This window comes from Halolamina pelagica, from assembly GCF_900115675.1.
GTDB classification, from domain to species: Archaea; Halobacteriota; Halobacteria; order Halobacteriales; family Haloferacaceae; genus Halolamina; species Halolamina pelagica.
The window spans coordinates 22,836-49,447 of record NZ_FOXI01000006.1 but is presented as its reverse complement, the minus strand read 5'-3'; the positions used below and the strand labels follow the sequence as shown (position 1 = coordinate 49,447).

The following is a 26,612-nucleotide window of genomic DNA, read 5'->3' as shown; positions in this document are numbered from 1 at the left end:
CCCGTCGACCACCCCCGTCGCGTCACTTATTGGTGATCCTACCTAACACACCACATGGCCATCGCCCGCCACGGGAGCGGCCCCGCCGCCCTCGCCAGCGCGTACGCGTCGCAGGTGCATCCGGTGTTCATGCTCCCGCCGGTCGCGACGGCGGTGTTCGGCGCCGCGCTGGCGGGCCCGTTCGCCCCCCGAACCGCGCTGATCGCCGCCGGCGCCGCCTTCTTCGCCGTCTACACCGCCCACGTGAAGGACGGCTACGTGGACTTCCACCGCCGCGGCGAGGACGACGACCACCCGCTGACCGTGTTCGGCTGTCGGCTCGGCCTCGCCGCGGCGACGGTCGGTTTCCTCGCGTGTCTCGGCGGGCTCGCCGTGCTCGGAAACCTCCTCGCGGCGGCCGTGGCGGCGCCGATGTGGGCGATCGGCTACTTCCACGCACCGCAGTTCGACACCAACCCGGCTACCACCACGCTCGGCTACCCCGTGGGGGTCGGCCTCTGTCTGTTGACGGGCTACGCGGCCCAGACTGGCGTGCTCGCGACTCGGCCGCTCGCGCTGGCGGCGGTGCTCGTGACCGTGCTCGGGGGCGTGAAGGTCGTCGACGACGCGCAGGACTACGCGTACGACCGCTCGATCGAGAAGCGCACCGTGGCCGTCGCGCTGGGGCAGCGTCGCGCCCGCGCGCTCGCCACGGCGGCGCTCGGCGTTGGACTGTTCGCGGTCGTCCCGCTCTCGATCGTCGGGGTGCTCCCGCCGAGTGCCCCGGCGGCGAGTCTCGTCTACGGCGCCGTCGCCGCCGTCGCGCTCGGCCGCGACCCCGAGACGGCGACGATGCTGCTCGTCCGGGGGGCGTACCTCTTCCTCGCGGTGCTGCTCGTGGCGGTCTTCTTCGAACCGCTCGCGGGCGCGTCGCCCCCGGACATCACCGTGCTGGGTTCGTACACCTACCTCGCGACCGAGGTGGTCTTCGGCGCCGCCGCGCTCGCGCTGCTGCGCCGGGCCGGCGACGGCGCGCTCCGCCGGGCCGCACGGACGATTCCGGTGCTGTACCCCGTCGCGTACGTCTGGGACTGGTACACGCTGGAGGTGGGGGTGTTCGCGATCCCGATGCGGACCGGGATCGAGCTACTGGGCATCCCGCTGGAGGAGCACGTCTTCATGCTGGTCGTGCCGGCGCTGGTGCTGGGGATCCACGAGACGGTGAACCCACGGGCGGCGTGAGGGCTACTCCCCGGTCGTGTCGACTGCCGGTTCAGCGGCCTCCCTGATCTCGGTCACGTCGGCGTCGGTCTTGAAACAGGTGCCGCCGTAGTGGGCCGGGCTGGCCTCGTAGCCGGCGTCCCGAAGGTCGTCGAGGAACTCCTCCAGCTTGTTCGCGGGCGCGCCCCACTGCTTGCAGAGCCGGTGCTGGTCGTAGTGCGTCGGCGTGTCGAGCTCCGCGCCGAGCGCGTCGAGCAGCCGGCTCACGCGCTTCCACTCGCCCATGTTCGGCGTCACCTCGTCGGCGACGGCGTCGACGAACTCGTTGTCGACGATCGGGCCGAGCCAGATCGGCCCGGCGGTCGAACAGCGCGCGGAGCCGCAGTTCGGGCAGTCCTCGGGCGGGTGGGCGATCCGGCCGAACTCGTGTTCGCGGTAGAGGCAGTCCTCGCAGTGGTGGACGAACCCCAGCCACTGGAGGGCCTTGTCCGCCGCGGTGGCCTTGTGCGTCAGGTCGAGGTACGTCCGGGCGTAGTGTCGCGTCGCGTGCGAGCAGATCGGTTCGACCGCCACGTCCCGACGGGCGGCGACGCGGGAGAGCGCGCCGATCAGCACGCGCAGCCCCATCTCGCGGTGGAAGTCGGTGTTTCTGGGGACAGTGTCGTACTTCCGTACCCCGGAGTCGAAGTGGGCGCCACAGAGCGGCGCGGTGTCGGTCGCGGTGACACAGAGCAGCTTCCGGGTGCCGGCGACGGCGGCGTCGGCGAAGGGCATCGGGGTCCCGAACGGGTCGAGGTCGACCACGTCGAAGCGCTCGGAGTGCAGCAGCACGTTGGCGTCGGACTCGACGACTTCGCCGGGGAGATCGTTCAGCGCGAGGTTCTCGCGGGCGAGGTCGGCCGCCTCGGGGTCCACGTCGGCGGCGGTCACGTCGTAGCCGGCCTCGGCCGCCCGGGCCGCGCGGACGCCGGTCGCGGTCATCGCGTCGAGGTAGGAGAGGGTGCGTTCCCCGCCGCCGCTGTCGACGTTCGCCGCGCCGGCGTCGGTGCGTTCGGCGTAGGCGCGCAACACCGCCACGGTGAGGTCGCGGTTCAACTCCATCTCGGGGTTGAAGAACACGGCGTCACCGGCGCCCTCGCTGCTGCCGTCCCGGGGATCGGGCGCCTCGACTTCCACGTCGCCCTCGCTGACGCGCATGGCCGCCCCTGGTCGGGCGGCGCGGAAATCGGTTGCGTTCGGGTGTCCGTCGCGGCTCCCCGTCGCCGCGACGGCGCCGAGGGGCCGACGGCGCTTTCCCCGTCGAGTGCGAATCGGTCACATGGACGTGTTCGTCTACGGCACCCTGACCGAACCCGAGCGGGTCGGCTCCGTCGTCGACTCCTTCACCTTTCTCGGCTCGGCGGTGCTGTCGGGGCTCCACCCCGTGCAGGGCGAGTACCCCACGCTCGCGCCCGGCGGCGAGACCGGCGGGCGACTCCTCCGGACCGACGAGATCGGCGCCCTCGACGCCTACGAGGGCGTGAACGACGGGCTCTACGTTCGGGTTCCCGTACCGATCGAGCCCGTCGAGCCACGGGAGGGTGATCGTGAGGGGGGATCCGGACTCGACACGACGGCGGCGGTGTACGTCGGCGATCCCGGGCGGCTCGGCGTCGGAGACGAGGTGAGCTGGCCGGACGGCGGCGACGGATCCGCCGGGTTCGACGACCGCGTTCGGGCGTACCTGCGCGAGCACGACGTGTGTGTCCGGCCGCAGTGACCGCCGCTGCGACCCCGGCTGGCGGCGCCGATGACTGGTGACAGTCGGTTACCGCGTTCGACATTTCCGAGCTGTGGCGGGGATGTCCGTCGATTCCACTTTCACCACGGTCGGGGTAGCCTTATGCCCGGGGACTCCCAACGGGTGAGTGCACGCAGTGTGACGCGTGCGTTTCCCCCTTTCCCCCTTTGCGCACCGAAACTCCTTAGCGATAGCCGTGGAACCGTCGTGGGTATGCTCTCGCTCGCCGACGTGGAGGCGGCCCGCGACCGGGTGACCGAGGTCGCTCGGGTCACGCCGCTGGAGTACTCCCACAGCTTCTCCCGGATGACCGGCGCCGACGTGCGGCCGAAACTGGAGAACTTCCAGCGCACCGGCTCGTTCAAGATCCGTGGCGCGATGAACCGCATCGCCACGCTCTCCGAGGCCGAGAAGGAGGCGGGCGTGATCACTGCCAGTGCCGGCAACCACGCCCAGGGGGTCGCGCTCGCGGCGACCCGCGCGGGCGTCGACGCCAAGATCGTCATGCCCGAGCACGCGCCGATCGCCAAAGTCGAGGCGACCGAGGGGTACGGCGGCGAGGTGATCCTCTCCGGCGCCGACTACAACGACGCCCAGGACCGCGCCCACGAGATCGAGGCGGCGGAGGGGCGGACCTACGTCCACGCCTTCGACGACGAGTACGTGATGGCCGGCCAGGGGACGATCGGCCTCGAGATCGCCGAGCAGTGCCCCGAGGCGGACACGGTGATCGTCCCCATCGGCGGCGGCGGGCTGATCTCGGGGATCGCGACGGCGCTGAAGGCGACACTCGACGACGTGCGCGTGATCGGCGTCCAGGCCGAGGGTGCCTCGAGCGTCGCGCAGTCCCTGGAGAAGGGCTCCCGGCAGGAGATCGATGCCGTCGACACGATCGCCGACGGGATCGCCACGCGCTCGGTCGGCCAGACGCCGTGGGAGGTCATCCAGGAGCGCGTCGACGAGGTGGTGACCGTCTCGGACAACGAGATCGCGCTGGCGCTGACGTACCTGCTCGAGCGCTCGAAGACGCTGGTCGAGGGTGCCGGTGCGGTGCCGCTGGCGGCGGTGCTGGCCGAGACGTTCGACTACGAGGACGACGAGATCATCGTTCCCGCACTCTGTGGCGGCAACATCGACCTCAACGACCTCACCACGGTCGTCGTCCGGGGGCTGGTGCAGATGGGTCGGTACATCAAGATCCGGACCGAGCTCGAGGACAACCCCGGATCGCTCCAGCGACTGGTGGACATCATCGCCGACCACAACGCCAACATCTACGGCATCCAGCACGACCGAACCTCCCGCGACGTGGCGATGAACGCGGCGGACGTGGTGATCGACCTCGAGACTCACGGCCACGATCACGTCGACGAACTGCTCGCCGCGCTGGAGGCACACGGGTACGAGGTCGAGACGCTGGTCTAGGCGCGCTCGATCTCGTACTCGACGGTCAGGAACGGCCGGCCCAGCAGCCACATCTCGTGGGTGGCGCGGAGCGGTTCGTCGTCGTCCACCGGGGGCCACACCTCGAACCGCTGGCCGCCGGGCACCGCGAACGCACCCACCGGCGTCCGGAGGTAGAGTCCGGGGTCGCCGACGGCGTCGGTGGCGAGCCGAATCCCCGTTCGGTCTTCCCGCTCGGCGTCGGGTTCGAGGTTCTCCGGCCGCAACACGGTGTCGACGCCGCCGCCCGGGATCGGGACGGAGATGTTCACGAACCCCTCGCCGTCGCGGTGGTGGGTGGCGTAGAGCGCGACGAACACCGCCTCGCCGGTCTCGGGGTCTGTTCGGACCCACGCCCGCACGTCCTCGCGGGCCGGTTCGGTCGGGTCGTCGCCGACCGCGACGGCGCCGGGCTCCTCGACGTCCAGAAACCGGCTCTCCAGCCGGTGCCACGACTCGTCGCCCGGTCCCGGCAGGTTGAGCTGTTCGATCCGCCCCGTGAGCAGGCTCGCCAGCGCCGCGCCGGTGCGGAACGGCCGGTGCCAGCGTGCCCGGTAGCGCATCCCGTAGTCGGCGGTCCGCTCGTAGAACCGCCGCACTTCCGGATCGAGCCGGTCGGGATCGAACGCCTCGCCGGCGAAGTGGGCCACGTCGGCGACTTCGCCGGCTGGCTCCCCGCCCGTCGTCAGCCCCTCGCGCTCGGCGAACCCCGGACCGACGTACTGGCCGGCCTTGACCGGCGAGAGCGGTACGTCGCGGGCTTGCTCTCGGGAACGCCGGAGCGCGACGGCGAGGCGGGCCAGCGCCGCGGCGGCGACGGCCAGCACGGCGGCGACGATGGCTCCCGTCACCGCGCAGCGAATGCGGGCGAGCGGTCGGTTCACGGTCGTGGTTGGCGCGGCATCGTACTTGAAGCGTCGCCTCGGTTCGGTGTAGTGAGAGTTAAGGGGAGTCCGGCGCCACTCCCGAGCATGAAGGAGACCATCCACACCGAGAACGCCCCCGAGGCGGTGGGCGCGTACAGTCAGGCGACGACCGACGGCGAGATCATGTTCACCGCGGGCCAGATCCCGCTGACGCCCGACGGCGAACTCCTCGACGACGAGGACATCGCCACGCAGGCCGAGCAGTCGCTCGACAACCTCTCGGCCATCGTCGAGGAGGCGGGCGCGTCGATGGACGACGTGCTGAAGACGACGGTGTTCCTCGCCGACATCGACGACTTCGAGGCGATGAACGACACGTACGCGAGCTACTTCGACGACGAACCGCCGGCCCGCAGCGCCGTGCAGGCCGGCGCGCTCCCGAAGGGCGTCGGCGTCGAGATCGAGGCCGTCGTCAGCCTCGAGTAAGGTGCGTCCCCGTGCGAAGTCGGCGCTGCTGTGGGGAGTGGTGGGCCTGCTGGCCTTCCTCGTGGCGGTGCAGGCCTACCAGCTCGGGGTCAGTCCGTTCCCGGCGTCGATCCCGGTCGTCGGCGCCGCCGCGGTCGGCGTCGGCCTGGTAACCGCCGGCGTCGCGTACGCCACTGAGCACCGACTGCGAACGAAAGGAAGGACTTAACCCGCACAGGGCGGTAGATTCGGCCGAGCCAGGATGGCCGAACGGTAAGGCGCACGCCTGGAAAGCGTGTTCCCTTATGGGATTCTGGGTTCAAATCCCAGTCCTGGCGTTTCTGTCGACGCCACCTGCGAGCAGCGGTTGCTGCGGTGACCTTTTTGACGGAGGCCGACACAACGCCGACCGTGTCTCCGCCCCGTCTGATCGCCCTCCTCTCGGTACTCGTCCTGCTCGCCGGCTGTGCCGGGCCGGCGTCGACGCCGGCGGTCGAGGACGAGTCGTCGGTCCTCCGTGACGTGTACGTGACGAACCGCGACGACGTCTCGCACACGGTGGATATCGTGGTGCTGCACAACGAGACGGTGGTCCACTGGACGACGCGAACCCTCTCTGCACGGACCGAACACGCCGTCGACACCGCACGGATCGCGCCGCCGGAGATCGCCAACACGACCCGATCCTACACCGTGATGATCCGCGTCGACAACGGCACCGACGGCGTCCGGTACGATCTCGACGACCGATCGCTGCCGGCGTGTTACAGCATCGGCGCCGACGTCCGCGACGGAACGGTCGAGGGGCCGGCGATCGCCCACTGGAACGACGACCTGTACGACTACTGCGGCCGGCCGTCGAACGGGACGGCTGGAGGCTGATCGCGCTGGATTGGGACGCCGGTTCCGACGCGGGACTGTCCGCGCTACGTGTCCCGCGTCGCCATCGCGATCGTCTCTCGCAGCCCCAGGACGAACAGCAGGGCGCCGACGAGGACGAGCGCGACGACGCCGCCGATCCCGTTCGCCGTCCCGGCCATCCCCAGGTCGTAGCTGTCGAGATAGAGGAGGAAGTCCCGCAGGCCGGCAGTCAGGAGCACGAGCCCGCCCGCGATCCCTGCGGTTGCGACGCCGACGCGTCGGATATCGGGTACTCGGTCGTCCGTGGAGGGCATCAGCGGGAGGTACGGCGCCGGCGGAATAGCGGTTTCGGCGGTATCGTGAACGGGTTCGCGGTTCGTGGGGAGTTCGTGCGCTGCGATCCGTCGGCCCTTCAGGTCCGGTTCGTGCTCTCGACCTCGCCGACTTCACCGAGATCCGTCGACTCCCCGAGCGTCGCGGTCGCGGCGTCCCACGCCCGCGGCCCCCGTTCCTCGGCACCGATCGAGAGTTCGTCGGTCGAGAGCCCGTGGCGGTCGACGGTTTCGGCGTCGAGGTCGACGCTGACGCCGACGTAGCCGGACTCCATGAACGCGCCGGCCAGTTCACACTCCGTGCGGCTCGTGCTCGTCACCGTTCCGCAGTACTCGCGGCCGTCGACGGTCACGGACACGTCGTCGCCCCGCTCGAGTTCGGTCAACCGCTCCCCGATGTCGGTCATCCCTTCGGCGTTCGTGGCCGCGGTGAAACAAGGTGGCGGCCCCGACTACTTCTCGATGATGCTCTCCTCGATCTTCTCGCCGAAGTGGCGCCCACCGGCCTCGTAGTAGAGCAGCACCTCGTCGCCGGCTTCCAGATCCGTCACCGCCTTGCGGCCCTCCTTCGTCGCGACCTTCACCGTCTCGGCGTTCTGCAGCAGCGTCTCGACCACGTCCGGACCCTCCTCGGTCTCGACCTCGGCCTGCACCCGGAACATCGGGCGCTTCTCGATCTTCACGCGGCCGACGATGGCCTCGCGGGTGTGGCCCGCGGTGTCGGCGACCTGCACGCGGTCGCCCGACTGGAGCTCCGCGAGGTACTTCGTCTCACCCTCGGGCGTCCGGACGTAGGCGTGGACCGCGCCGGCGTTGACCCGGAACGGCCGGGACGCGACGTACGGCGAGTCGGCGGTCTCGCCGTGGACGAAAAAGAGGCCCCGCGAGAGCGAGCCGACGAGCATCCCCTCGTCGTCCTCCAGCAGCGATCCCGTGTCGATGCAGACGCGGTCGGCGCCGCCGGTCTCCTCGACCTGCTGGACCTCGGCGTAGCGCAGGTCGAGCCGCTCGCGCTCGCTGCGGTCCCGAACCTCGACCGTCTCGCGGATCACGTCGGGGTCGTCGGTGTCGAGCAGCACGTCGTCGACGCCGATCTCCAGCGTCTCGAACGCGGTCGCGGCCTCCTCGGCGGAGTCGACGCCGGCGACGAGGTCCGTCGCCTCGCCGACGCGGGCGATCAGGTTCTCCAGCGGGATCACCTGCCAGTCCTCGGCGACGACGATCGTGTATTCGGCGTCGCGGGCGGCCTCCTCGGCGAACTCCTCGTAGTCCTCGCCGAACACGCGGACGTACGACGCCTGCGCGCGGTCGTCGGAGCGTCGCAGCGTCGTCAGGTCCGCCGAGCCGGAGAAGTCCGAGGGGAGGTCGACCGTACCGTCGCCCTCGCCCCCCTTCCCGACGACGTAGCTGTCGGGCTCGGTGTCGCGGCTGGCGTCGACGATCTCCTCCTCGTACTCGCCGGTCCCCTTGAACGCGGCGACGTTGACGCTGCCCAGTTCGCGGACGCGGCCCACGTCGGCCTCGTCGACCAGCACCCAGTCGACTCCGGCTTCGAGGCCGGCGGTGATCCGCTGCTTTCGCGCCTCCCAGTCGCCGACGGCGTCGTCGGCTTTCAGCCACACGGAACGGGTCATGTCCGGGTACTCTCCGGCAGGCGGCTTGAACGTGGCGGATGCTGCAGGCCGTGGAGCGGCCGATCAGTTCGGCAGCCGGCCCGCCCGCTGGAGCACGAACAGCACGACGACGACGACGCCGACGACGGCCGCCAGCCCCCGAAACACCGTCACGTACGCCACGCCGGCCTCGGCGAGCGTCCCGACGACCCACGACCCCGGTGCCTGCACGAGCATCATCACGCCGCTGAACACGGCGTAGGCGCTGGCGCGGTTCTGGTCGGGGAACGAGCCGAGCAGGAACGTGTCGACCGCCGGAAAGAGGCTGTGGACGGTGTACCCCAGTGCGACCGAGACGACGAGCAGCCCCACCGTCGAGGTGGCCGCGGTCAGCGTGAACACCAACACGACGAACGTTCCGGCGACGCCGAGCAGGTAGTGTGGCTGCGGAAGCCGGTCGGCCAGCGTGCCGCTGATGGCGAAGGCGGGCACGCCGGCGGCGAACACCAGCGTCAGCGAGTTCCGCGCCACGCCGGCGGCGACGCCTCGGGACTCCATGAACAGTTGGTAGAAGTTGAAGATCCCCTGCCAGGCGAACCCGAGTACGCCCATCACGGCGACTCCGAGGAGGATCGTCTGCCACTCCGCGCGGGCGGCGCCCAGGAAGTCCCGGTCGGCGTCGCCGGCGTCGGGCAGGTCGACGCCGCGGGACAGGACGAACGTCACGGCCGTGATCGTCAGCCCGCCCGCCGCGATCGCGACGAACACGAGGCGCCACGGCTCGTCCGCGGGGAGCCCGAGCGCTACGAGAACGGGGGTCCAGTCCACGGTGGCGCCGACGGCGAGTGTCACGATCGGCGCCGCGGCGGCGGAGGCCACCTGGCTCGCGGTGCCGTGGATGCCGATCATCCGCCCGACGCGCTCGGGGAACAGTTCGCTGACCAGCGTGTTCCCGGTGACGAAGTAGAGCCCCGAGGCCAACCCCGCCATCGCCGCGCCGAGGATCAGCAGCGGGACGCTGCTGGCGATCGCCGCCGCGGTCGCGCCGACGGCCAGGACGAGCCCCGACGCGAGCACGACGGTCAGCCGCGACACTTTCGTCAGGAGGTAGCCGGTCGGGATCCGTGGCGCGGCGCTGCCGTACCACACCGCGGTGGCGACGAGGCCGGCAGTCCCCTCGCCGACGCCGAAGGTGACGATGAACACGCTCACCAGCGGCGCCATCACCACCCGGGTGAGGTTGACGAGGAACACCTGCCCACAGAGCGCACCGAAGAGACGCGAGCGAGACACGCGAGTCGGTTGCCCGCGGGCGGTGTCAAGCGTTCCGGATCCGTGCGGAGTCTTTTAACGTTCGGCCCCGAACCCGGGGCCATGAAGAGCACCCGGAAAGGTCTACGCAGCGACGAACTCTACAAGGACACCTACGAGCGACTCAACTGTGCGGAGTGCGAACAGACCCTCGCCACCGAGAACTTGTCGGACGAAGTGTACAACGTCCGGAAGTGTCCCGATTGCGGGCGCGAGTGGAAGGAACTGCCCTGACCGACGGCGTCGGTGAACGACCGACGGGCGGCTGTCGGGAACCCCTATGCTTCGATGATCTCGTCGTCCTCGTACTCCGGAACCGTCAGCGACCCGTCCAGGGAGACGACCGCGTCGCCGCCCACCTGCACCGTCTGGCCGTCGACGCGCACGCCGACGTGGCCCGGGCGGTCGAGGAAGTGGCCCTGCTCGAACGTCATGCGGTCGGGGAACTCGTCGTCGAACGCCGCGAAGTGATCGAGGTACGCCCCGCAGGCGCCCGAGGCGGTGCCGGTCACGGGGTCCTCGTCGACGCCGAGGCCGGGGACGAACGCGCGGCCGTGCAGCGTCGAGTCCCGGCTCCGGCCGATGGCGTCGAACGTGAACACGTAGATCCCGGCGCAGTCGTGGCTGTCCGCGAGTGCCTCGACGGCCTCCATGTCGGGGTCCATCCCCGAGAGGTGTTCGAGGAAGTTCACGGGGAGGATCAGGAACGGGAGGCCGGTCGAGGCGTAGGCGGGCGGCAGGTCCGCGCCCACGTCCGCGAACGCGGCCTCGTCGATCCCCAGCGCGTCGGCGGCGTCGGCGTAGTCGAGGTCGACCTCGAAGACCTGCGGGGCGTTCTGGGTCATCCACACCGCCCCCGTGTCGGTCACCTGGATGTCGAGCACGCCCACGTCTGTCTCGAGCGTGTGGCTGCCGGCGTCGATGGCGCCGTCCTCGAACAGCGCGCCGTGGGACGCGATGGTGGCGTGCCCGCAGAGATCGACCTCCTGGGTCGGGGAGAAGTAGCGCACCTTCCGGTCGGCCTCCTCGGAGGGGAGGAGGAAGGCGGTCTCAGAGACCGACAGCTCGCGGGCGATCGCCTGCATCTGCTCCCCGCTCAGTCCGGCGGCGTCGGGCACCACGCCGGCGGCGTTGCCGGCCAGTGGCTCCCTGGTGAACGCGTCGACGAGAAGCGTCCGGTAGCTCTCCATGCCCGGAGGTCGGGCCGGGCCGGTTTAGACGTGACGGGGTCCGTGGGGCGGCCGCGTCGGTCAGAGCCCGCCGAGCAGCACCACGAGCGTCAACGCGACGCCGAGGACGACGAACGCGACCCCCTCGACCGTCGGGTCGCCGGGCTCGATCGGTGCGGGCTGGGGACGGGCGCTCTCCCCCTCCTCGAGGTCCTCGAGGCTGATGGCCCACTCGTCGTCGGCCGACTCAGTGCCGCGGTCCTCGCTCATCGTCAGAACGGAGGTGGTCGTCGCGGAAAGCCGTTGTGGGTACCGGCTGCTGACTGTGCGCGACTGGGGAGGGTTCGAGTAGTGTCACGCCGCGCTGGCTGTCGAAACCTCTTTGTCCGAGTGCCGCCCAAGCCAACGCGTGACACGCGGCGTCGACGAGGAGAAGCGGGCGACGCTCAAGCGGTTCGCGGCGGCCGGCGCCGCGGCCCCGTTCGCCGCGTTGGGCGGCGATAGCGACGCCACGGGCGGAAGCGACACCCGCGACGCCATCGTCGGCTACGTCGCGGCGACGCCCGGCGCCCACTTCTCGAAGCTCCGGGACGACCTCCAGCTCGGGACCGGCGAGACCCAGCACCACGTCGACCGCCTGCTCTCGGAGGGAGCGATCGTCTCCTGGCGCGACGGCGACTACCGCCGCTTCTTCCCGGCCGACCGGTTCTCCGCCTTCGAGCGGACCGCACTGGGCTACCTGCGCCGGTCGACGCCACGCGGGATGGTGATCGCGCTGCTCCGGGACCCCGACGCCACGGGCGCCGACCTCGCGGCGGAACTCGGCGTCTCCCGGGCGACGGTCAGCAGCCACGCCGCCGCGCTGGAGTCGGCGGGCCTGCTCTCCCGCGAGGACGGCTACGCGCTGGAGGAACCGGAGACGCTGCTCGCGCTGCTCGTTCGCTACGCCGACTCCTTCGACGCCGCCGCCGACGCGCTGGCGGCCGACGCCGCGGCCCTGATCAGCCACGACCCCTGAGCGGTTCCTCTCTCCATGTGGACAGTTCCCAATCGATAAGGTCTCACAGCCGGTACGTGTGCGTATGCCCGACACAGCCCTGCTCTGGCTGTTGTTGGTGATCCCCATCGCGATACAGATCCCGCTGCTGCTGTTCATGATGTCCCGGATGGAGATCGACGAGGCGCCGGATTACACCGGTTCGGAGATCTGGGGCGGCGAGGACGAGGACGGCGCGGCGTACCGCCGACGGCTCTCCGAGAGCGGCCCCGCCGCCGCCCGCGAGGCGGCCGCGGAGGACGGCACGGTTCGCTGTGGGAACTGCGGGACGGAGAACGATCCGGCCTACCAGTACTGCAGCAGCTGTGCGCGGCGGCTCTGAGCTACTCGGCCCGGGTGACCTTCCACGTCGTGCCCGACGAGTAGCCCCACTTCTCGATGTCGAGGCCGTGGTCGGCCGACAGCAGCGCCCGCATGTTCGCGCCGACCTCCTTGGCGGTCATGTCGAGCTCTTCGGCCACCAGCCGCGACTTGAAGTACGTCTTGTCGGCGGCAGCCTCCCGCAGGTGGTTCAGGATGCGCGCCTGTTTCTCCGAGAGGTCGACCGTCGCCGCTACGCCTGCGTGACTCATACATCGACGGTGGCACCGTACACCCTTCAGGCGTTTGGTACGACGGGTTAATCCGGTTGCAGTCGTGCGGTTTTGTCCCCGATCGCCCCCGGCAGGGGCGGCCTATCACCACCGACAGGTACGGTCGGCTAACGCCGTTCTCGTCGGTGCCCCGCCTGCGGGCCGGCGACCCCCTTCAGAAGCTACTTACACGCGCCGGAGCCAACGTCGATTATGAGTAACCCCGCCGACGGGAGCGACGCCGAGCGAGCGGCGGGGGCAGACGCGGCCGTGACGCCGACGCTCGACTCGAACGCCGTCGCAGTCAGCGTCGTCCTCCCGGCGTACAACGAGGCCGACACCATCGAGGAGACGGTCCGGACCACCCTCGACACGCTGGGCGCGTTCCTGAAACCCGGCACGTACGAGGTCATCGTCGCCGAGGACGGCTGCGACGACGAGACGCCCCAGATCGCCGACCGGCTCGCCGACGAGATCGCGGCCGTCCGGCACTTCCACAGCGACGAGCGACTGGGCCGCGGGGGCGCCCTGGAGCGGGCGTTCGACGCCGCCCACGGCGAGACGCTGGTCTACTTCGACACCGACCTCGCGACCGACATGAAGCACCTGGAGACGCTGGTGAACAAGGTGCGAACCGGCGACGCCGACGTGGCGACGGGGTCGCGCTGGATGCCGGGCAACGTCGCCGACCGCCCCGCCAAGCGGGGGATCCCCTCGAAGGGGTACAACGGCGCCGTCCGGCTGTTCCTCCGAACCGGGCTGCGTGACCACCAGTGTGGCTTCAAGGCCATCTCCCGGGAGGCGTTCGAGGCGGTCCACGACGACGTGGAGGACCGCCACTGGTTCTGGGACACGGAACTGCTCGTGCGCGCCCAGCGCGAGGGGTTCCGGGTCGCGGAGTTCCCGGTCGACTGGGAACCCAAGGGCGACTCGAAGGTCGACCTCGTCCGGGACGTGTTCGGGATGGGGAGCCAGATCGTCCGGACCTGGTGGCAGCTCTCGGTCCAGCCGCGGGTGACCCGCCGGATGACGCTGGCCGCGAGCGCGCTGCTGGTGCTGGTCGCGCTCCTGCTCTCGACGCAGTACCTGGACTTCGAAGCGGTGCTCGAACACATCCGGGACGCCGACCCGGTGCTGGTGGGCGCCGCGACCGTCGTCTACGCGCTCTCGTGGCCGCTGCGCGGGATGCGCTACCGCGACATCCTCGGGGAGTTGGGGTTCGACGAACGGATCGGCTTCCTCACGGGCGCGGTGTTCATCTCCCAGACGGGGAACCTGGTGTTCCCGGCACGTGCGGGCGACGCGGTCCGGGCGTACGTGGTGAAAGCCCGGCGGGGGATCCCGTACCCCTCGGGGTTCGCGTCGCTGGCGGCCGAGCGGGTGTTCGACCTGCTCACGATCACGGTACTCGCCGGGATCGTGCTGCTGAGCTACGCGGCGACGGGCGACCTCGCACGGGTCGCGCAGTCGCTCACGGGCGCCTCCGAGAGCGGCCAGATCGCCGTCATCGTCGCCGTCGGCGTCGCCGTCGTCGCGCTCGCCGCGGTCGCGGGTATCGTCCTCTCGGCGCGCTCGGACCGCAACCACGTCCGGGGGCTAGTGACGCGGGTCTCCTCGGACTCCTACGCCGACTTCGTCGCCGGCGTCCTGGAGCGGTTCGTCGGCGACGTGCAGCAGGTCGGCGGGAACCCGCGGGCGTTCATGCTCGTCGGCGCCTCCAGCCTCGTGATCTGGACGCTCGACGTGGTGACGGCGGCGCTGGTGCTGGCGGCGTTCGAGCCGCCGCTCGAAGCCGCGACGCTGGTGACCATCTGTTTCTTCGCCGTCTCGGTGGGGAACCTCGCGAAGGTGATCCCGCTCACCCCCGGCGGCGTCGGCCTGTACGAGGCGGCGTTCACCCTGCTCGTCGCGGGGCTGACGCCGGTGACGGCCGCCGTCGCGCTGGGGGCGGCGATCGTCGACCACTTCCTGAAGAACGCGGTGACGGTCGTCGGCGGCGTGATCTCGATGCTCGCGCTGAACGTCTCGCTGACGACCGCGGTCGAGGAGGCCGAGGAGATGGAAGAGGCTGAAGAGCCGGCGTAATCGTCGAGATCAGGACGACTTCGCTCACTCGCCGAAGGCGAGGCCGACGAACGACCGCAGTTCCCGCGAACGCAGTGAGCGGGAGCACGGGAGAGCTTCGCTCTCCCGGAGGGAGTGCGGAGGTTTTTGCCCGAGCTTTCGCCAGCGACCGAAGGGAGCGCAGCAAAAGGTCGACGTTCAGTAGCGGTCGGTCACGAACGGCCCCATCGCCGCCGCCACGCCCGCCGCGAGTGCGTCGTCCCGGTCGACTACACCGCCTGACAGCGCGCCTGCAGCGCCCTGCCTTCTCGCGACGCCGTCCTCCCCGAGCACGTCGTCCATCACCGGTCCCAGTTCCTCGCCGGCGGCGACGCGGTCGCCGATCGCGTCGGGAAGCCGGAACGACGGCCCCGACCCGACCCCGACCTGGTCGCCGTCGGTCACGGCGACCCACATGATCAGGAACAGCCCCTCGGCGCCCTCGACCTCGGCGACGCCGCCCTCGAGCCCGACGCCGAGGTCGTACTCGCCGGCCGCGAGCGCGTTCGCGGCGCGAGTTTTCGCCCCCGTGACGGTCTCCTCGCGGCCGGCGGGCTGCTCGGCGACGCCCGAGTCGACCGGGACCGCCTCGACTTCGGGACCGTCGAGCGTCGCCTCGACGGCCTGTTCGACCGCGCGTCGCTTCACCGGATTGCCGCTGCCGACGGCGAGTCGCATACTCGGAGGCGGCGCCGCGCCGGGCCTATCGGTTTCGGTCGCGGTACGTTCTTGCGGCTCGCCCCGGAACGGGAGGGCATGAACGACGCCGTCGAGCGGCCGTCGGAGGGCGAACTGGCCAGCCTGAAGCGAATGGTGTTCGCCGCCCAGCTCACCGTGTTCGCCGTCGTGCTGCTGTTCGTGACGGGGGACGCCCCGGTGTCGACGGTCGGGAGCCTCGTGTTGGTCGTGCTCTCGCTGGGGTGGTCGCTCGCGGAACTTCGCGGGTAGCTTCAGTCGGCGGTGCCGATCCCGTGGAGGACCTCGGCCAGCCGCTCGATCCCGCCGATCAGGTTCGGGCTCGGCTGGTTCAGCAACGAGTCGTCGACGACGTGGATCTCGGCGTCGAGAGCCCAGCCCCGCTCGCGGAACGCGTCGGGATCCGTGCGGTCACCCTTCCCACAGGGGTGGAGGATCACGTAGTCGGGCTTCGCTTGCGCCACCTCCCCCGCCGTCACCTCCGACGACCGCTCGCCCGGTTCGGCGAACGGGTACGCCCCACCCGCGGCGTCGACGGCCTCTGGCACCCAGTTCCCGGCAGCCATCGGCGGGTCGGCCCACTCCTCGCAGTAGACGGTCGGCCGCGGCTCGTCGGCGACGGCCGCGCGCACAGCCCGGAGGCGTTCGCGGGCCTCGGCGGCCAGTTTCGCGCCCGCGTCGGCGTCCCCGACCGCGCGGCCGAGGTCGGCGAACCCCTCGACCGCCTCGTCGAGCGTGCCCGGTTCGGCGTGGTGGACCGCCAGCCCGCGCTCGCGGAGTTCGTCGCGCGTCTCGCGCTGGAGGGCGTCGCTTGTGAGCACCAGGTCGGGCGACAGTGCCTCGACGCGGTCGAGGTCGGCGTTCAGCCAGCCGCCGACGCGCTCCGGGTCGGCGGCCACGCCCGAGAGGTCGCAGTGAACCGTGGCGCCGACCAGGTCGTCGGCGACGGCCATCGCCGACAGGGTCGCGGTCGCGCTCGGGGCCAGCGAGACGAGTCGCATCTGTCGGTGGTGGGGGCGGGCTCGGGAAATACCCCGCGGCCCAGCCCGAATCTGTATGGTCCCCCGCCACTATCTCCTTCCCGTGTTCGACTCGTTCACCCTCGTCACCGCCACCGCCGACCTCGCCGACGAGCGCGCGGCCCGCGGCGTCGCCGACCTCGTGGAGTTCCGGATGGACCTCGCGTCCGACCCCGCCGCACAGCTCGCGGCCTACGACGGCGACCTGCCGCTGCTCGTGACGAACCGCCCCGCGTGGGAGGGCGGGGAGGTCGACGGGAGCGACGCGGCCGCGGAGTCCGCCCGACTCGACGCCCTCGAAGCCGCGCTGGGCAACGACGCCGTCGCGGCGGTCGATATCGAACTGGCCGCACTCCGACGGTCCGAGCGCGCGGTCGCCGTCGCCGAGACGGCCGCGTCGCGGGGGGTCGAGGTGGTGGTCTCGGTCCACGACTTCGCCGGCACGCCCTCCGAGCGCGCGATGGTCTCGCTCCTGTCGGCGGCCGCGTCGGCGGGCGACGTGGGGAAGCTGGCGGTCACCGCCACCGACCGCGAGGACGCGCTGGCGCTGCTGTCGGCGACCCACACCGTCGACGCCGCGGGCTACGCCGTAGCGACGATGGCGATGGGCGAGGCCGGCCGGCACACTCGCGCGGTCGCGCCGGTGTACGGCTCGAAGATCGGCTACGCGCCGGTCCATGCGGAGGACGCCACCGCGCCCGGGCAGTACGATCTGGAGACGCTGGCGGAGTTGGTCGGCCGGCTCCAGAGTGGGTAGTCAGCGTCCGAGAGGGGTCGCCGTCGGCCTCACTCTCGTTTCTGTAGTTCGGGGGGTTTCTCCGTGCTACCGAGGCGGGTGCGCCGGCCGACGAGATAGTGAAAGACGGCCGAGGTTCCGAAGGCCATCGTGACGAACACGCCGAGACCCAACGGACTGAGCGCGGCGAAGGGTGGGATCCCGGTGCTGATCGCGAGCAGGAGTGCGGCGGCGAGGCCCGCGAGCCCGACGTAGTAGAGGCTCCACGGGATCTCCCGACTGCTGAGTACCTCCACGTAGACGTCTAGGTCGTCCAGAGCGGGCGTGGGTTCGACGAGACAGGGATCCTCGCTGATGGTCACGACCTCTTGCTCCGCCAGCTTCGGTAGGTGGTTCCGCTTGAGCGTGCTGTACACGTTCCGCCGGTCGTCGTACGTCACGTCGGCCGGGTCGATTCCGCGCTCCCACGCCGTGACGTCCCGTGAGAGCTCCGAAACATCGACCGGCCCCTCCGCGTGCTTGAGCGCGTGGATGACGTAGCGTCGCCGTCGGTTCGAGAGCATCTCGAAGACGTCGTCTTCTGACAGCTCTTCCCCCGTGGAGCGTGACTCGTCGTCGGTGGCGGTGATTGACATCATCTTTCGGCCCTCTCAGCCCGGATCTCCCCTACCTCGGAATCGGCGAGTCTCGCCAGTACGTGTGTGATAGAGTCCCATAAATTAGTTAGATAGTTAACCTCTTTCTCCCCGTATAGTGAGGGGAGATGGCTCCCCTCGTTGTCCGCGAACGGAGTCGTTGATGGGCGTATGGACCTTCCTAACTGCGTCGCTGTCTGCGGATTCGAACTCACCCGCAGGCTGTGGGCCGCATCGAGCGGCCCCTTCGCGCCGGTTCTCCAAATCATGCTCCCCTCGTCGGCGGCGACGAGGTTGGCCTGTCGTCCAGCGATCAGGCACTGCGATCCATCGAGCACGCCCGGTAAACATGTCGAGCGTCTCATAACCAAGTATCACCCTCCATATGGGTTATCCGAGCGCTCCCGCCCCGGGCGTCCGGGATCGGGGGTGCGCGAACACAGGTGAGATAACCTATGGAACGACGCAAGTTCGTGATCGGAATGGGTGCATTGGCTTCGGGAACAGCGGCTGCGATGGGTACTGGCGCGTTTACGGCTGCAGAACTCGACGGTCGGGAAGCCGACATCAGTGTCGTGGATGATACAAACGGCCTGATCGGTCTTGATGCAGGTACGACCGAACTTGTCTCGAACGATGGAGGAGCCAACAGCAACGAGCTCGTCATCGACTTCAACCCGGATGACCACGACGGAGAAGGTGTTAACCCGAACTCCAAGTATCAGGTCGGTGGAATGGGTGGGATCGGTAACCTAGACGAAGTCCCCGGAAACCCGACGAACGATCTAACTCTCGAGGATCTCGCGATCGACACGACCAGCGACATCGAGGAACACTACGCGTTCAGGTTGCTCAACCAGTCTGGATCCGACCATGCGGTCGAAGTGACGTACCAGGCTAACGAAGACTTGTCGGAGGCTGAAGTGTACATGGTCTCCCAGTACGAGGAGGGAGATGGCGACCCGGAGAAAACGAGCGCGCTGGTGGCGACGGCGACGCCAGACGCTCGAGAGGCGAGTATCATCTACTCCGACGCCACTGACTACTCGACGGACGTGGACCCGGGGACGGACGTCAAGGTCAGCCTCCTCGTCGTCGTCGACGACGCGGATACGGGTGACGAGCTGGGCGGCAGTATCGTCGTCCGCGCCGGGAGCCACGACGACTTCAACACCGCTGATCAGTAGATCCGATAAACCGAGCACAGAACAATGAATCGACGTGACGTCGTGGTCGGGCTGGGAGGGATCGTCGGCGCGGGAGCGCTGGCGTCCGGAACCGGTGCGTTCAGCGCCGCGGAGGTTTCCCGGCAGGCGAAGATCGAAGTCGTCGACGACAGTGATGGGTTGGTCGGACTGGTCGCGAACGAAGAGATCTCGGGCGTTCGGATGGACTCGAACGGCGAACTCACGATCTCGATCGGTGGTGACGACCCCGGAGTGAACGTTAACTCGGTGTATCAGTTCGGCGCGTTCGTCACTGACTCCGGTGTGAGCGACCTCACTGGAGGAACGTTCTCCGTGGTCACGGCCAGCGACCCCTCGGACCTGAGTGACGGACAGAACTCGCTCGAATCCGCGTTCGCCATCGTGAACCAGACCGGGGATGATCTCTCCGTCACGGTCGACTTCGAACTGAACGACGACATCGAGGGCGGGGCTGAGTACGCCTTCGAACTGCAGTCTTCCAAGGACGGCAGCGGGACACGAGAAGGCCTTGCGACGAGTCCGATAACGGGGCAACTGACTGCTCAGTTGGCTACCGGCGAATCGATCGGGGTTTCGTTCATCGTCAACGCGCTTGACGGCGTGACCGACGACGAGATATCGGGAAGTCTGAGTCTCTCGGCGACGCCCCCCTAGCGACACCCATTTTTCCGACTGGGGCTGCGTTTCGCGGATGACCAGCGAGTCCCTCGGCGAAGCATCGCCACCGTTTCGAAAGAGAGGTCCCGGGCAGTCGAGGTAGACGCTGATACAGCGAACGTGCTCGACACCGCCCACTTCCCGATAGTGTGGAAAGAGGGCACCGCTTTTGCCGACCGCGAACCGACCCCCGGCCATGCCCACCATCAGGGAGAAGCGCGTGTACGACGAGGCGGCGACGCCGACACCGGTGTTCGTCGCCGCCGAGCAGGGGCTTGTGGTCGCCCAGCTCTCCGACGACGCGGTCGGCGAGTTCGGACTCGCCCATCCCGGCACCGCCCGGGACGTGGCGGTCGCCCCCGACGGGACGCTCGCGCTCGCGACCGACGAGGCGCTGCTGGTCGCGTCCGGGGCCGACCCGGAACGGCTCACCGAGACCGAGTTCGGCCCGGCGACCGCGGTCTCGGTCGTCGACGGTGCCGAGCGGTCGGTCGTCGCCGTCGACCCGTCCGGGGGAATCGCACGGCTCCCCATCCCCGACGCCGGGTTCCATCCCGAGTCGGGGCCGACGGCGGCCGACTGGGTCGATCTCGGCTCGGTCGACGACGTGCGCGCGGTCGACGGGCGCCTCGTGGCCGCCGCGGACGGCGTCCACCGCATCACGGCGTCGGGGCTGGACGACGCCGGCCTCGACGACGTCCGGGACGTGGCGGCCCGCGGCGCGCCGCTCGCGGCGACGACCGACGGGCTCTACGAACTCGGCAACGGCTGGATGCTCGCCCGCGGGGGCGGCCACGAGACGGTCGCGACCGACGGCGAGCGCGCCCACGCCGTCGCCGCCGACGGGACCGTGCTCGGACGCAGTTCGGGAGGTGGGGACTGGACCGCGCTGGACCTGCCGACCGACGAGGGGATCGTCGACTTCGGCTACACCGACGACGCCGTCGTCGCCGCCACCGACTCGGGATCGCTGCTGGCGACCGTCGGCGATCGCTGGCGCTCGCGGGCGGTCGGCGTGACTGGGGTGGCGTCGATCGCGGCGGGACCGACCCTCGACGTGGCGTAGCGTCGCCGGCGCTGGCGGCGCGGCGCCGCGGCCAACGGAAACGTGTTTACCGGCGCGGGCGCGAGCCTCCGCCATGATACTCCCGGGTTCGCACTCCCAGTCGCTCTCGGCCCGACTGGCGACGGCGACCGACCACGACCTCGCGAGCGTGCGCTACGAGCGGTTCCCCGACGGCGAACTCTGTGCGTCGCTCTCGGGGAGTGACCCCGACGCGCTGGCGGGCGAGCACGCGGTCGTCGTCGCGTCGACGCTCACGAGCGACGCCCACCTCGAACTGCTCCAGCTCCAGGACGCGGCCCGCGAAGCCGGCGCCGACGAGGTGACGACGGTGATCCCGTACATGGGGTACGGCCGGCAGGACGAGGCGTTCAAGCCGGGCCAGCCCGTCTCGGCCCGCGCGGTCGCCCGTGCGGTCTCGACCGGCACCGACCGCGTGCTCCTCGTCTCGCCCCACGAGCCCGACGTGACCGACTTCTTCGACGTGCCCTGCGAACTCGTCGAGGGCGCCGCCCGGTTGGCCGAGCCGCTGCCCGCGGACCTCGACGATCCGGTGTTCGTCTCGCCCGACGAGGGCGCCATCGAGATCGCCGAGCACGCCCGCGATGCCTACGGCGCGGGCACGGTCGACTACTTCGAGAAGGACCGCGACTACGACACCGGCGAGGTCGAGATATCGCCCGGCAACGCCGACGTGGCGGGCCGGGACGTGGTGCTCGTCGACGACATGGTCGCCACGGGGTCGACGATGAGCGAGGCCGTCGACGCGCTCCACGACCGGGACGTGGGGCGGGTGTTCGTGGTCTGTGTCCACCCGCTGCTGGTCGGCGACGCCCGGACCAAGCTCGAGCGCGCCGGGCTGGCGGGCATCTGGGGCACCGACACGGTCGAGCGCGACGTGTCGGCCGTCTCGGTCGCGCCGCTGCTCGCGGATCTGGTCTGAGGATGGTCGCCGACGGCGGCGCCGATCCCGAATTTCCCGACCCCGACTCGGCGCTCGTCCTCGAACCGGACTGCGAGCGCTGCCCAGAACTCGCCGCGTGTCGGAACCGGATCGCGTGGGGGAACGGTCCCGCGGACGCCGACGTGCTGGTCGTCGGCGAGGCGCCCGGCGCGGGCGCCCCGGACGCCGCCCGGTGGCAGGGTGGGAACTGGACCGGCCTCGCCTACACCGCCCAGCACTCCGGTCGGCGGATCCGGGAGACGATGGCCGCCGTGGGCTACCCGGACTCGTTCTACACGAACGCGGTGAAGTGCTTCCCGGCCGATCCCGAGGATCCGTCGACGAACCGCGAACCGACGGCCGCGGAGCGCGAGACCTGCAGGGAGCACCTGCGGACGGAGATCGAGCGCGTCGACCCGGACGCCGTCGTCGCCACCGGCAAGCACGCCACGGCGTCGATGCTGGCGTTCGAGGATCGGTCCGTGGAGGGGTTCGTCGACGGCGTCCTCGAACCGGTCCGACTCGACTCGCTGGGGCTGACGCTGGTGCCGATCCTGCACCCCGCTTACCGGGACATCTGGCTCTCGCGACTGGGGTACGACCGGGGGGCGTACTTCGAGGAACTCGGGGACGTGTTGGACGCGGCCGTCGACGGCTGATCCCCCACCATCTTCATACTCCGACGACCCAAACGGCCGCGTATGGCCGAAGACTGCATCTTCTGTCGCATCGTCGCCGGCGACATCCCCGGCCGCATCGTGGCCGAGACCGACCACGCCGTCGCGTTCCTCGACGCGAACCCGCTGGCGCCGGGGCACACGCTCGTCGTCCCCCGCGAGCACTACGCCCGACTGGACGAGATCCCGAGCGACGAGGCCGCCGACCTCTTCGGCGCGGTCCACGACATCACCGACAGCGTCGAGGCCGCCGTCGACGCCGACGCCGTCTCGATCGGCATCAACGACGGCGAGGCCGCCGGGCAGGAGGTGCCCCACACCCACGTTCACCTCGTCCCGCGGTTCGAGGGCGACGGCGGCGGACCGTTCCACGCGATCAACCCGAACAGCGAGCAGCCCTCCGACGCGGAACTCGACGAGATCGCCGACGCGATCCGCGACGCGTAGTTCGATTCGCCGTCCGACCCAGTGTTTTTCAGTCGGAACGCGGGAAAGGAACCGTATGGCAGCGACGACTGCGGCGCTCGTCGGCGCGACCGGCGGCGCCGGGACGACCCGGACCTGTCTCGAACTCGCGAGCGCGCTCGCCGTAGCGGGCGACGACGTGGCGGTGCTCGACGCCGCCTACGATACGCAGGGGATCGCCCGACGGCTCTCGGGCCGACTCGATCCCGACGCGACGGCGCTGGTGACCGACGAGTCCGACGCGCCGCTCGCGGACGGGCTGGTCGAGTTCGACCCCGACGCCGACCGTGCCGCGCTCGACGCCGAGGCACTCCCCGATCCGGGCCGGATCGCCTGTCTCCCGGCCCGCGCGCCCTTCGAGCGCCTCGCCCGGGCGAAGACCGCCGAGGCCGCACAGGAACTGGAACGCCGGATCGAGGAGGCTGCGAGCACCTTCGACCGCGTGCTCGTCGACGTGCCGCCGCTGGGCTCGAACCCCGGGGTCGCGGCCGCCACCGCGGCCGATCGCGTCGCCGTCGTCACCCCCGTCAGCGAGCGCGGCGTCGACGCCGCCCAGACGGTACGGGGCCGACTGCAGGACGTGGGAACGAACGCGGACGCGATCGTCGCCGTCGACCGCGACGGGACCGGGGGGTTCCCGGAGGCCGATGCCGGGGCGGTGCTCCCACAGTTCTCGGCGGACGCCCCGGCGGCGCTGGAAACGGAGTCCGGGGTCGCAGCGATCGCGGGCGCCGCCGACGCCGTCCTCGATCGACGGCTGGATCTACCGCTCGCCGAGGGCGGACTGGTTGATCGGGTCGCGTCGCTGCGCGAGAACTGAGTCAGAACAGTTCGTCCACGTCGCCGACGGCGTCTGCGAGGGGATCTTTCCTGCCCGTCGGACTCCCCACGTCGGCGACGGCCGCCGAGAGGTCGGGGTCAGGTTCGTGGCTCTCGATGTAGCTCCCCAGCGCGAACTCCGCCTCGCCGACGCCGGCGAGTTCGATCGCCTCGGCGCGCGAGAGCTCACCCGCCTGCCAGTCCCGGACGATCTCCCGAGCGATCGGCGACAGCGGGGTCACGCCCGAGACGCCACAGCGATGTAGCGCCTTCGCGGCCGTCACGGGGGCGATCCCCGCCTCGCGTGCGCTCTCGCCCACGCTGGTCCCCGCGGCGTGGGTCTCGACGACCGTCGCCGCCGCCTCCGGCGTGCAGGGCAGCGCCGCAGCGTGGTCACGCAGCCGTTCGACGAGGTCGGTTCCGGTCTCGTCGACGGCGGCGACGCCGCGGGCCTCCTGCTCGGCGGTCACCTCGATGCCGGCGGCGATCTCGTCGAGGGTCATACGCGACGGTTCTACCCGCGATAGTTTAAAGATTTTCTCGATTGAACCATCTCACTCGGTTCGCTGTCGAAGAACCTACCGATAACCGGTACGTTCGACCGGCGGGATCGGGTCCGGACGACCGCTAGCCACCCGGGTTTATGTATCCGATCGGGAGCGACTTTCGAGTATGAGCACGACGCGTGCTACCGGCTGTCCCGAGTGCGACGGGCGACTGACTGCCGACGGCGACGAGACGGTCTGTGAGGGCTGCGGGCTGGTCGTCTCGACCGACCGGCTGGATCGCGGTCCCGAGTGGCGCAGCTTCGAGGACGACGACCGCAACCCGGCTCGCTGTGGAGCGCCGCTGACGCGCTCCCGGCACGACCGCGGGCTCTCGACGGAGATCGGCCGATCGGGGCGGGGGAAGAACCGCAAGTGGTCGCGCCTGCGCCGCCAGCACCGTCGGACCCAGATCCGCTCGAAGCGCGAGCGCAACCAGGTGTACGGGTTCACCGAGATCCGGCGGCTGATGGGCGCACTCTCGCTGCCCGATCGGATCCGCGATCAGTCCTGCTCGCTGTTCGAGTCCGCACAGGAGGAAGACCTGCTGCGTGGGCGCTCGATCGAGGGGTTCGCGAGCGCGGCGGTGTACGCCGCCTGCCGTGTCGCGGGCGTTTCCCGAACCACGCAGGAGGTTCTCGACGCCGCGAAGGCGACCGCCGACGAGCACCGCGCGGCCTACGACGCGCTGAACCGCGAACTCGGGCTCCCGGTCTCGGCGGCCGAGCCCGCGGAGTTCGTCGCGCGGTTCGCGAGCGAACTCGATCTCGGGCAGGCGGTCCGTCGACGCGCCCGTGACCTCGCCGAGCAGGCGGTCGACTCGGGCCACGCCAACGGGCGCAACCCCGGCGGCGTCGCGGCGGGCGCGATCTACCTCGCGGCCCGCCGGAAGGACGAGGCGGTCACGCAGGCCGAGGCGGCCGACGTGGCCGACGTGACCCCGGTGACGGTGCGGACGACGTATCAGGCGCTGCGGGACTGACCGCGGCCCGCTGGTTTCTCACCCTGTTCGACGCGCTCGGCCAGCGACGCGAACGCGGCCGCCGGCTCGCTCCCCGGCGCGGCGTCGACGACCGGCGCCTCGGCCCCGACCGAGCGCCCGACGCGCGGGTCCGCGGGAATCGACTCGACGGGCGCGCCGAGCGTCAACCGGACCGTCGGCGTCGGTGGATCGTCGACGACCCTGTTGAGCGCGACCGCAGCCAGCGGCGCGCCGAGTTCGCGGGCCAGTTCACGGGTCCGGAGCGCGTCCGCCAGCGCGAACGGTTCCGGCGCGGCGACGAGCACGGCGGCGTCGGCGACCGCGAGCGGCACGCCCGCGTCCGCGCGCATGCCCGCCGGACAGTCGATCACGACCGTCCCGTGCTCGCGTTCGACCGCCGCGAGCGCATCGCCCAGTTTCGACACGTCGGCCGCCCGGGCGCCGGCGAGCGATCGACCGCAGGGGAGGACGGTCACGGGGCCGGCCCGTACCGCCTCGGGGGCCGCAGCGCGCCCTGCCAACACGCCGTGCAGCGTCGGTCCGCGGTCGGCCGGGAGGTTCGCCATCCCGAGGTCGCCGTCGACGACGACCGCGTCCAGCGCGGCCGCGAGGTTGTAGGCGACCGTCGACTTGCCGACGCCGCCTTTCCCGCTGGCGACCGCGAGGATCACGACAGCCTCCGGAGGTCCTCGACCGGCGGTGCCGCCGCCGCTGCGCGGTCGGCGAGCGCCCTCGCGGTTCGGGCCAGCGCGCGCAGCTCTCTCGCGTCGGTATCGAGCTCGGCTGCCAGCGACTCGACGCCTCGGAGCCCGCCGTTCGCGTCGACCAGCGTCGTCGCCTCGACGACGCCGACGGCGGTCAGCGCTTCCGCGGTCCGGATCCGGGTTCGCGGGCGATCGAGTCGAGCCGCGACGCCGTCCGGAAGAGACGTGGCTTCTGGCGTCTCCGTGACCAGGTCGCCCGTGGGGGGATCGCCGTCTGGTGGCTCGCTCCTGGATTCGTCGTCGTCGGCGTCGATCGCCGGGTCGGCTCGCTCACCGCCCAGCACCGCCCGCGGCGGACGATGATCGCCGAGTTCACGGACGGCCGTCTCGGGCGTGTCGTCGCTCGCCGGCGCGTCCGCCGCGGTAACGTCGTCGACGACGACCGGCGGGTCGGCTTCCGGCGCCGGGCAGGCGTAGCCCAGTGCGACGCTCTCGCCCGCGGGGACGACTGCCGTCGTTCCTTCGCGGTCCCAGCCGGCCTCCGGAACCCCGTGCCGGCGCGGCGGGAGAACGGGGCCGTCGAGACGGTTGCGGAGGCGGACGCGGCGGTCGGTCGCGCGCTCGTTCCGGAGGCGTGCGTGGACCAGCGTGACCGGCCCGGCCGCCTCCTGGGTCCAGTTGAGTTCCATCG

35 protein-coding genes and 1 tRNA gene are annotated in these 26,612 nt (G+C 70.6%); 21 read left to right on the top strand and 15 right to left on the bottom strand.

Annotated features, from left to right (window positions below):
* Positions 1-54: 54 nt before the first annotated feature.
* Positions 55-1,221 (top strand): lycopene cyclase domain-containing protein, encoded by a 1,167-nt coding sequence (locus tag BMZ83_RS09640; protein WP_074878070.1) that lies wholly within the window; start codon positions 55-57, stop codon positions 1,219-1,221.
* A gap of 3 nt (positions 1,222-1,224) precedes the next feature.
* On the opposite strand, the gene BMZ83_RS09635 is transcribed toward BMZ83_RS09640, so the two are convergent.
* On the bottom strand, positions 1,225-2,397 hold the full coding sequence (locus tag BMZ83_RS09635; protein WP_074878067.1) for a tRNA (guanine(26)-N(2))-dimethyltransferase: 1,173 nt from the start codon (positions 2,395-2,397) through the stop codon (positions 1,225-1,227).
* Between the two features lie 121 nt (positions 2,398-2,518).
* Here BMZ83_RS09635 and BMZ83_RS09630 point away from each other — a divergent pair, with 121 nt between their 5' ends.
* Entirely contained in the window at positions 2,519-2,959 is a 441-nt protein-coding gene (locus tag BMZ83_RS09630; protein WP_074878065.1) for a gamma-glutamylcyclotransferase family protein, read from the top strand.
* 234 nt (positions 2,960-3,193) lie between these two features.
* Positions 3,194-4,405: a threonine ammonia-lyase gene (ilvA, locus tag BMZ83_RS09625; protein ID WP_074878063.1), complete on the top strand. Its 1,212-nt coding sequence runs from the start codon at positions 3,194-3,196 to the stop codon at positions 4,403-4,405.
* Here the strand turns inward: ilvA and BMZ83_RS09620 are convergent.
* On the bottom strand, positions 4,402-5,307 hold the full coding sequence (locus BMZ83_RS09620) for a hypothetical protein (RefSeq protein ID WP_074878061.1): 906 nt from the start codon (positions 5,305-5,307) through the stop codon (positions 4,402-4,404). The genes ilvA and BMZ83_RS09620 overlap by 4 nt on opposite strands.
* Positions 5,308-5,394: 87 nt before the next feature.
* On the opposite strand from BMZ83_RS09620, the gene BMZ83_RS09615 reads away from it, so the two are divergent.
* The 4 genes from BMZ83_RS09615 to BMZ83_RS09600 all read left to right on the top strand — a co-directional run bounded on the left by BMZ83_RS09615 (position 5,395) and on the right by BMZ83_RS09600 (position 6,636).
* On the top strand, positions 5,395-5,775 hold the full coding sequence (locus BMZ83_RS09615) for a Rid family detoxifying hydrolase (protein WP_074878059.1): 381 nt from the start codon (positions 5,395-5,397) through the stop codon (positions 5,773-5,775).
* A 1-nt stretch (position 5,776) separates the two neighbouring features.
* Entirely contained in the window at positions 5,777-5,983 is a 207-nt protein-coding gene (locus BMZ83_RS09610) for a hypothetical protein (protein ID WP_074878057.1), read from the top strand.
* A gap of 27 nt (positions 5,984-6,010) precedes the next feature.
* A tRNA-Ser gene (locus tag BMZ83_RS09605) sits at positions 6,011-6,092 on the top strand.
* Positions 6,093-6,165: 73 nt separating this feature from the next.
* The gene (locus BMZ83_RS09600; RefSeq protein ID WP_074878055.1) at positions 6,166-6,636 is read left to right on the top strand and encodes a hypothetical protein; all 471 of its coding nucleotides are present in this window, start codon (positions 6,166-6,168) and stop codon (positions 6,634-6,636) included.
* 44 nt (positions 6,637-6,680) lie between these two features.
* On the opposite strand, the gene BMZ83_RS09595 is transcribed toward BMZ83_RS09600, so the two are convergent.
* From BMZ83_RS09595 to BMZ83_RS09580, 4 genes are all read right to left on the bottom strand, one after another.
* Positions 6,681-6,929 (bottom strand): hypothetical protein, encoded by a 249-nt coding sequence (locus BMZ83_RS09595; protein WP_074878053.1) that lies wholly within the window; start codon positions 6,927-6,929, stop codon positions 6,681-6,683.
* Positions 6,930-7,027: 98 nt separating this feature from the next.
* Positions 7,028-7,354: a hypothetical protein gene (locus tag BMZ83_RS09590; RefSeq protein WP_074878051.1), complete on the bottom strand. Its 327-nt coding sequence runs from the start codon at positions 7,352-7,354 to the stop codon at positions 7,028-7,030.
* Positions 7,355-7,399: 45 nt separating this feature from the next.
* On the bottom strand, positions 7,400-8,581 hold the full coding sequence (locus BMZ83_RS09585) for a 3-dehydroquinate synthase II (RefSeq protein WP_074878049.1): 1,182 nt from the start codon (positions 8,579-8,581) through the stop codon (positions 7,400-7,402).
* A 63-nt stretch (positions 8,582-8,644) separates the two neighbouring features.
* Entirely contained in the window at positions 8,645-9,853 is a 1,209-nt protein-coding gene (locus BMZ83_RS09580; protein WP_074878047.1) for an MFS transporter, read from the bottom strand.
* 81 nt (positions 9,854-9,934) lie between these two features.
* Here BMZ83_RS09580 and BMZ83_RS16870 point away from each other — a divergent pair, with 81 nt between their 5' ends.
* The gene (locus BMZ83_RS16870; RefSeq protein ID WP_166623265.1) at positions 9,935-10,105 is read left to right on the top strand and encodes an HVO_0758 family zinc finger protein; all 171 of its coding nucleotides are present in this window, start codon (positions 9,935-9,937) and stop codon (positions 10,103-10,105) included.
* 44 nt (positions 10,106-10,149) lie between these two features.
* Here the strand turns inward: BMZ83_RS16870 and BMZ83_RS09575 are convergent, their stop codons facing one another.
* Together BMZ83_RS09575 and BMZ83_RS09570 are read right to left on the bottom strand one after the other, a co-directional pair.
* Positions 10,150-11,061, bottom strand: a complete 912-nt coding sequence (locus BMZ83_RS09575) for a PhzF family phenazine biosynthesis protein (RefSeq protein ID WP_074878045.1) — start codon at positions 11,059-11,061, stop codon at positions 10,150-10,152.
* A gap of 60 nt (positions 11,062-11,121) precedes the next feature.
* On the bottom strand, positions 11,122-11,310 hold the full coding sequence (locus tag BMZ83_RS09570) for a DUF7312 domain-containing protein (RefSeq protein ID WP_074878043.1): 189 nt from the start codon (positions 11,308-11,310) through the stop codon (positions 11,122-11,124).
* Between the two features lie 139 nt (positions 11,311-11,449).
* Between BMZ83_RS09570 and BMZ83_RS09565 the strand changes: the two genes are divergently transcribed.
* Entirely contained in the window at positions 11,450-12,058 is a 609-nt protein-coding gene (locus BMZ83_RS09565) for a winged helix-turn-helix transcriptional regulator (protein WP_074878041.1), read from the top strand.
* Positions 12,059-12,122: 64 nt separating this feature from the next.
* Positions 12,123-12,419 (top strand): DUF7577 domain-containing protein, encoded by a 297-nt coding sequence (locus BMZ83_RS09560; protein ID WP_074878039.1) that lies wholly within the window; start codon positions 12,123-12,125, stop codon positions 12,417-12,419.
* Position 12,420: 1 nt separating this feature from the next.
* Here BMZ83_RS09560 and BMZ83_RS09555 read toward each other — a convergent pair whose 3' ends face one another.
* Complete coding sequence (locus BMZ83_RS09555; RefSeq protein WP_074878037.1) at positions 12,421-12,669, bottom strand: DUF7123 family protein; 249 nt, start codon at positions 12,667-12,669, stop codon at positions 12,421-12,423.
* 213 nt (positions 12,670-12,882) lie between these two features.
* Here BMZ83_RS09555 and BMZ83_RS09550 point away from each other — a divergent pair, with 213 nt between their 5' ends.
* Positions 12,883-14,754 carry a flippase-like domain-containing protein gene (locus BMZ83_RS09550; RefSeq protein ID WP_079990155.1) on the top strand — a complete coding sequence of 624 codons (1,872 nt, stop codon included), beginning with the start codon at positions 12,883-12,885 and terminating at the stop codon, positions 14,752-14,754.
* Between the two features lie 177 nt (positions 14,755-14,931).
* Here BMZ83_RS09550 and yjjX read toward each other — a convergent pair whose 3' ends face one another.
* Positions 14,932-15,450: an inosine/xanthosine triphosphatase gene (yjjX, locus tag BMZ83_RS09545; RefSeq protein WP_074878036.1), complete on the bottom strand. Its 519-nt coding sequence runs from the start codon at positions 15,448-15,450 to the stop codon at positions 14,932-14,934.
* A 78-nt stretch (positions 15,451-15,528) separates the two neighbouring features.
* On the opposite strand from yjjX, the gene BMZ83_RS09540 reads away from it, so the two are divergent.
* On the top strand, positions 15,529-15,720 hold the full coding sequence (locus tag BMZ83_RS09540; protein ID WP_074878034.1) for a hypothetical protein: 192 nt from the start codon (positions 15,529-15,531) through the stop codon (positions 15,718-15,720).
* A gap of 2 nt (positions 15,721-15,722) precedes the next feature.
* Here BMZ83_RS09540 and BMZ83_RS09535 read toward each other — a convergent pair whose 3' ends face one another.
* Positions 15,723-16,469 carry a cobalamin-binding protein gene (locus BMZ83_RS09535; protein ID WP_074878031.1) on the bottom strand — a complete coding sequence of 249 codons (747 nt, stop codon included), beginning with the start codon at positions 16,467-16,469 and terminating at the stop codon, positions 15,723-15,725.
* Between the two features lie 82 nt (positions 16,470-16,551).
* Between BMZ83_RS09535 and BMZ83_RS09530 the strand changes: the two genes are divergently transcribed.
* Entirely contained in the window at positions 16,552-17,244 is a 693-nt protein-coding gene (locus BMZ83_RS09530; RefSeq protein WP_074878029.1) for a type I 3-dehydroquinate dehydratase, read from the top strand.
* A 29-nt stretch (positions 17,245-17,273) separates the two neighbouring features.
* Here the strand turns inward: BMZ83_RS09530 and BMZ83_RS09525 are convergent, their stop codons facing one another.
* Complete coding sequence (locus BMZ83_RS09525) at positions 17,274-17,861, bottom strand: DUF7344 domain-containing protein (protein ID WP_074878027.1); 588 nt, start codon at positions 17,859-17,861, stop codon at positions 17,274-17,276.
* A 452-nt stretch (positions 17,862-18,313) separates the two neighbouring features.
* Here BMZ83_RS09525 and BMZ83_RS16300 point away from each other — a divergent pair, with 452 nt between their 5' ends.
* The 7 genes from BMZ83_RS16300 (at position 18,314) to BMZ83_RS09485 (ending at position 23,691) form a co-directional block, all read left to right on the top strand.
* Positions 18,314-19,045 carry a hypothetical protein gene (locus tag BMZ83_RS16300; protein WP_143076922.1) on the top strand — a complete coding sequence of 244 codons (732 nt, stop codon included), beginning with the start codon at positions 18,314-18,316 and terminating at the stop codon, positions 19,043-19,045.
* Positions 19,046-19,069: 24 nt separating this feature from the next.
* On the top strand, positions 19,070-19,720 hold the full coding sequence (locus BMZ83_RS09510; protein ID WP_074878022.1) for a hypothetical protein: 651 nt from the start codon (positions 19,070-19,072) through the stop codon (positions 19,718-19,720).
* A gap of 199 nt (positions 19,721-19,919) precedes the next feature.
* Complete coding sequence (locus BMZ83_RS09505) at positions 19,920-20,789, top strand: HVO_0234 family beta-propeller protein (RefSeq protein ID WP_074878019.1); 870 nt, start codon at positions 19,920-19,922, stop codon at positions 20,787-20,789.
* A gap of 73 nt (positions 20,790-20,862) precedes the next feature.
* Complete coding sequence (gene prs / locus BMZ83_RS09500) at positions 20,863-21,729, top strand: ribose-phosphate diphosphokinase (protein WP_074878016.1); 867 nt, start codon at positions 20,863-20,865, stop codon at positions 21,727-21,729.
* 2 nt (positions 21,730-21,731) lie between these two features.
* Positions 21,732-22,388 carry a uracil-DNA glycosylase gene (locus BMZ83_RS09495; RefSeq protein WP_074878014.1) on the top strand — a complete coding sequence of 219 codons (657 nt, stop codon included), beginning with the start codon at positions 21,732-21,734 and terminating at the stop codon, positions 22,386-22,388.
* Between the two features lie 42 nt (positions 22,389-22,430).
* Positions 22,431-22,853, top strand: a complete 423-nt coding sequence (locus BMZ83_RS09490) for an HIT family protein (protein WP_074878012.1) — start codon at positions 22,431-22,433, stop codon at positions 22,851-22,853.
* 55 nt (positions 22,854-22,908) lie between these two features.
* Positions 22,909-23,691, top strand: a complete 783-nt coding sequence (locus BMZ83_RS09485; protein ID WP_074878008.1) for an AAA family ATPase — start codon at positions 22,909-22,911, stop codon at positions 23,689-23,691.
* A 1-nt stretch (position 23,692) separates the two neighbouring features.
* Here BMZ83_RS09485 and BMZ83_RS09480 read toward each other — a convergent pair whose 3' ends face one another.
* Positions 23,693-24,193, bottom strand: a complete 501-nt coding sequence (locus tag BMZ83_RS09480; protein WP_074878006.1) for a DUF7858 family protein — start codon at positions 24,191-24,193, stop codon at positions 23,693-23,695.
* 169 nt (positions 24,194-24,362) lie between these two features.
* Here BMZ83_RS09480 and BMZ83_RS09475 point away from each other — a divergent pair, with 169 nt between their 5' ends.
* Complete coding sequence (locus tag BMZ83_RS09475) at positions 24,363-25,217, top strand: transcription initiation factor IIB (protein ID WP_074878002.1); 855 nt, start codon at positions 24,363-24,365, stop codon at positions 25,215-25,217.
* Here BMZ83_RS09475 and BMZ83_RS09470 read toward each other — a convergent pair.
* A complete protein-coding gene (locus BMZ83_RS09470) occupies positions 25,199-25,888 on the bottom strand; it encodes a P-loop NTPase (RefSeq protein WP_074878001.1) in 690 nt (229 codons plus the stop codon). The two genes, BMZ83_RS09475 and BMZ83_RS09470, sit on opposite strands and share 19 nt — an antisense overlap.
* Positions 25,885-26,610: a DUF7857 domain-containing protein gene (locus tag BMZ83_RS09465; protein WP_074877999.1), complete on the bottom strand. Its 726-nt coding sequence runs from the start codon at positions 26,608-26,610 to the stop codon at positions 25,885-25,887. The genes BMZ83_RS09470 and BMZ83_RS09465 overlap by 4 nt, the downstream gene beginning before the upstream one ends.
* Positions 26,611-26,612: the final 2 nt, after the last annotated feature.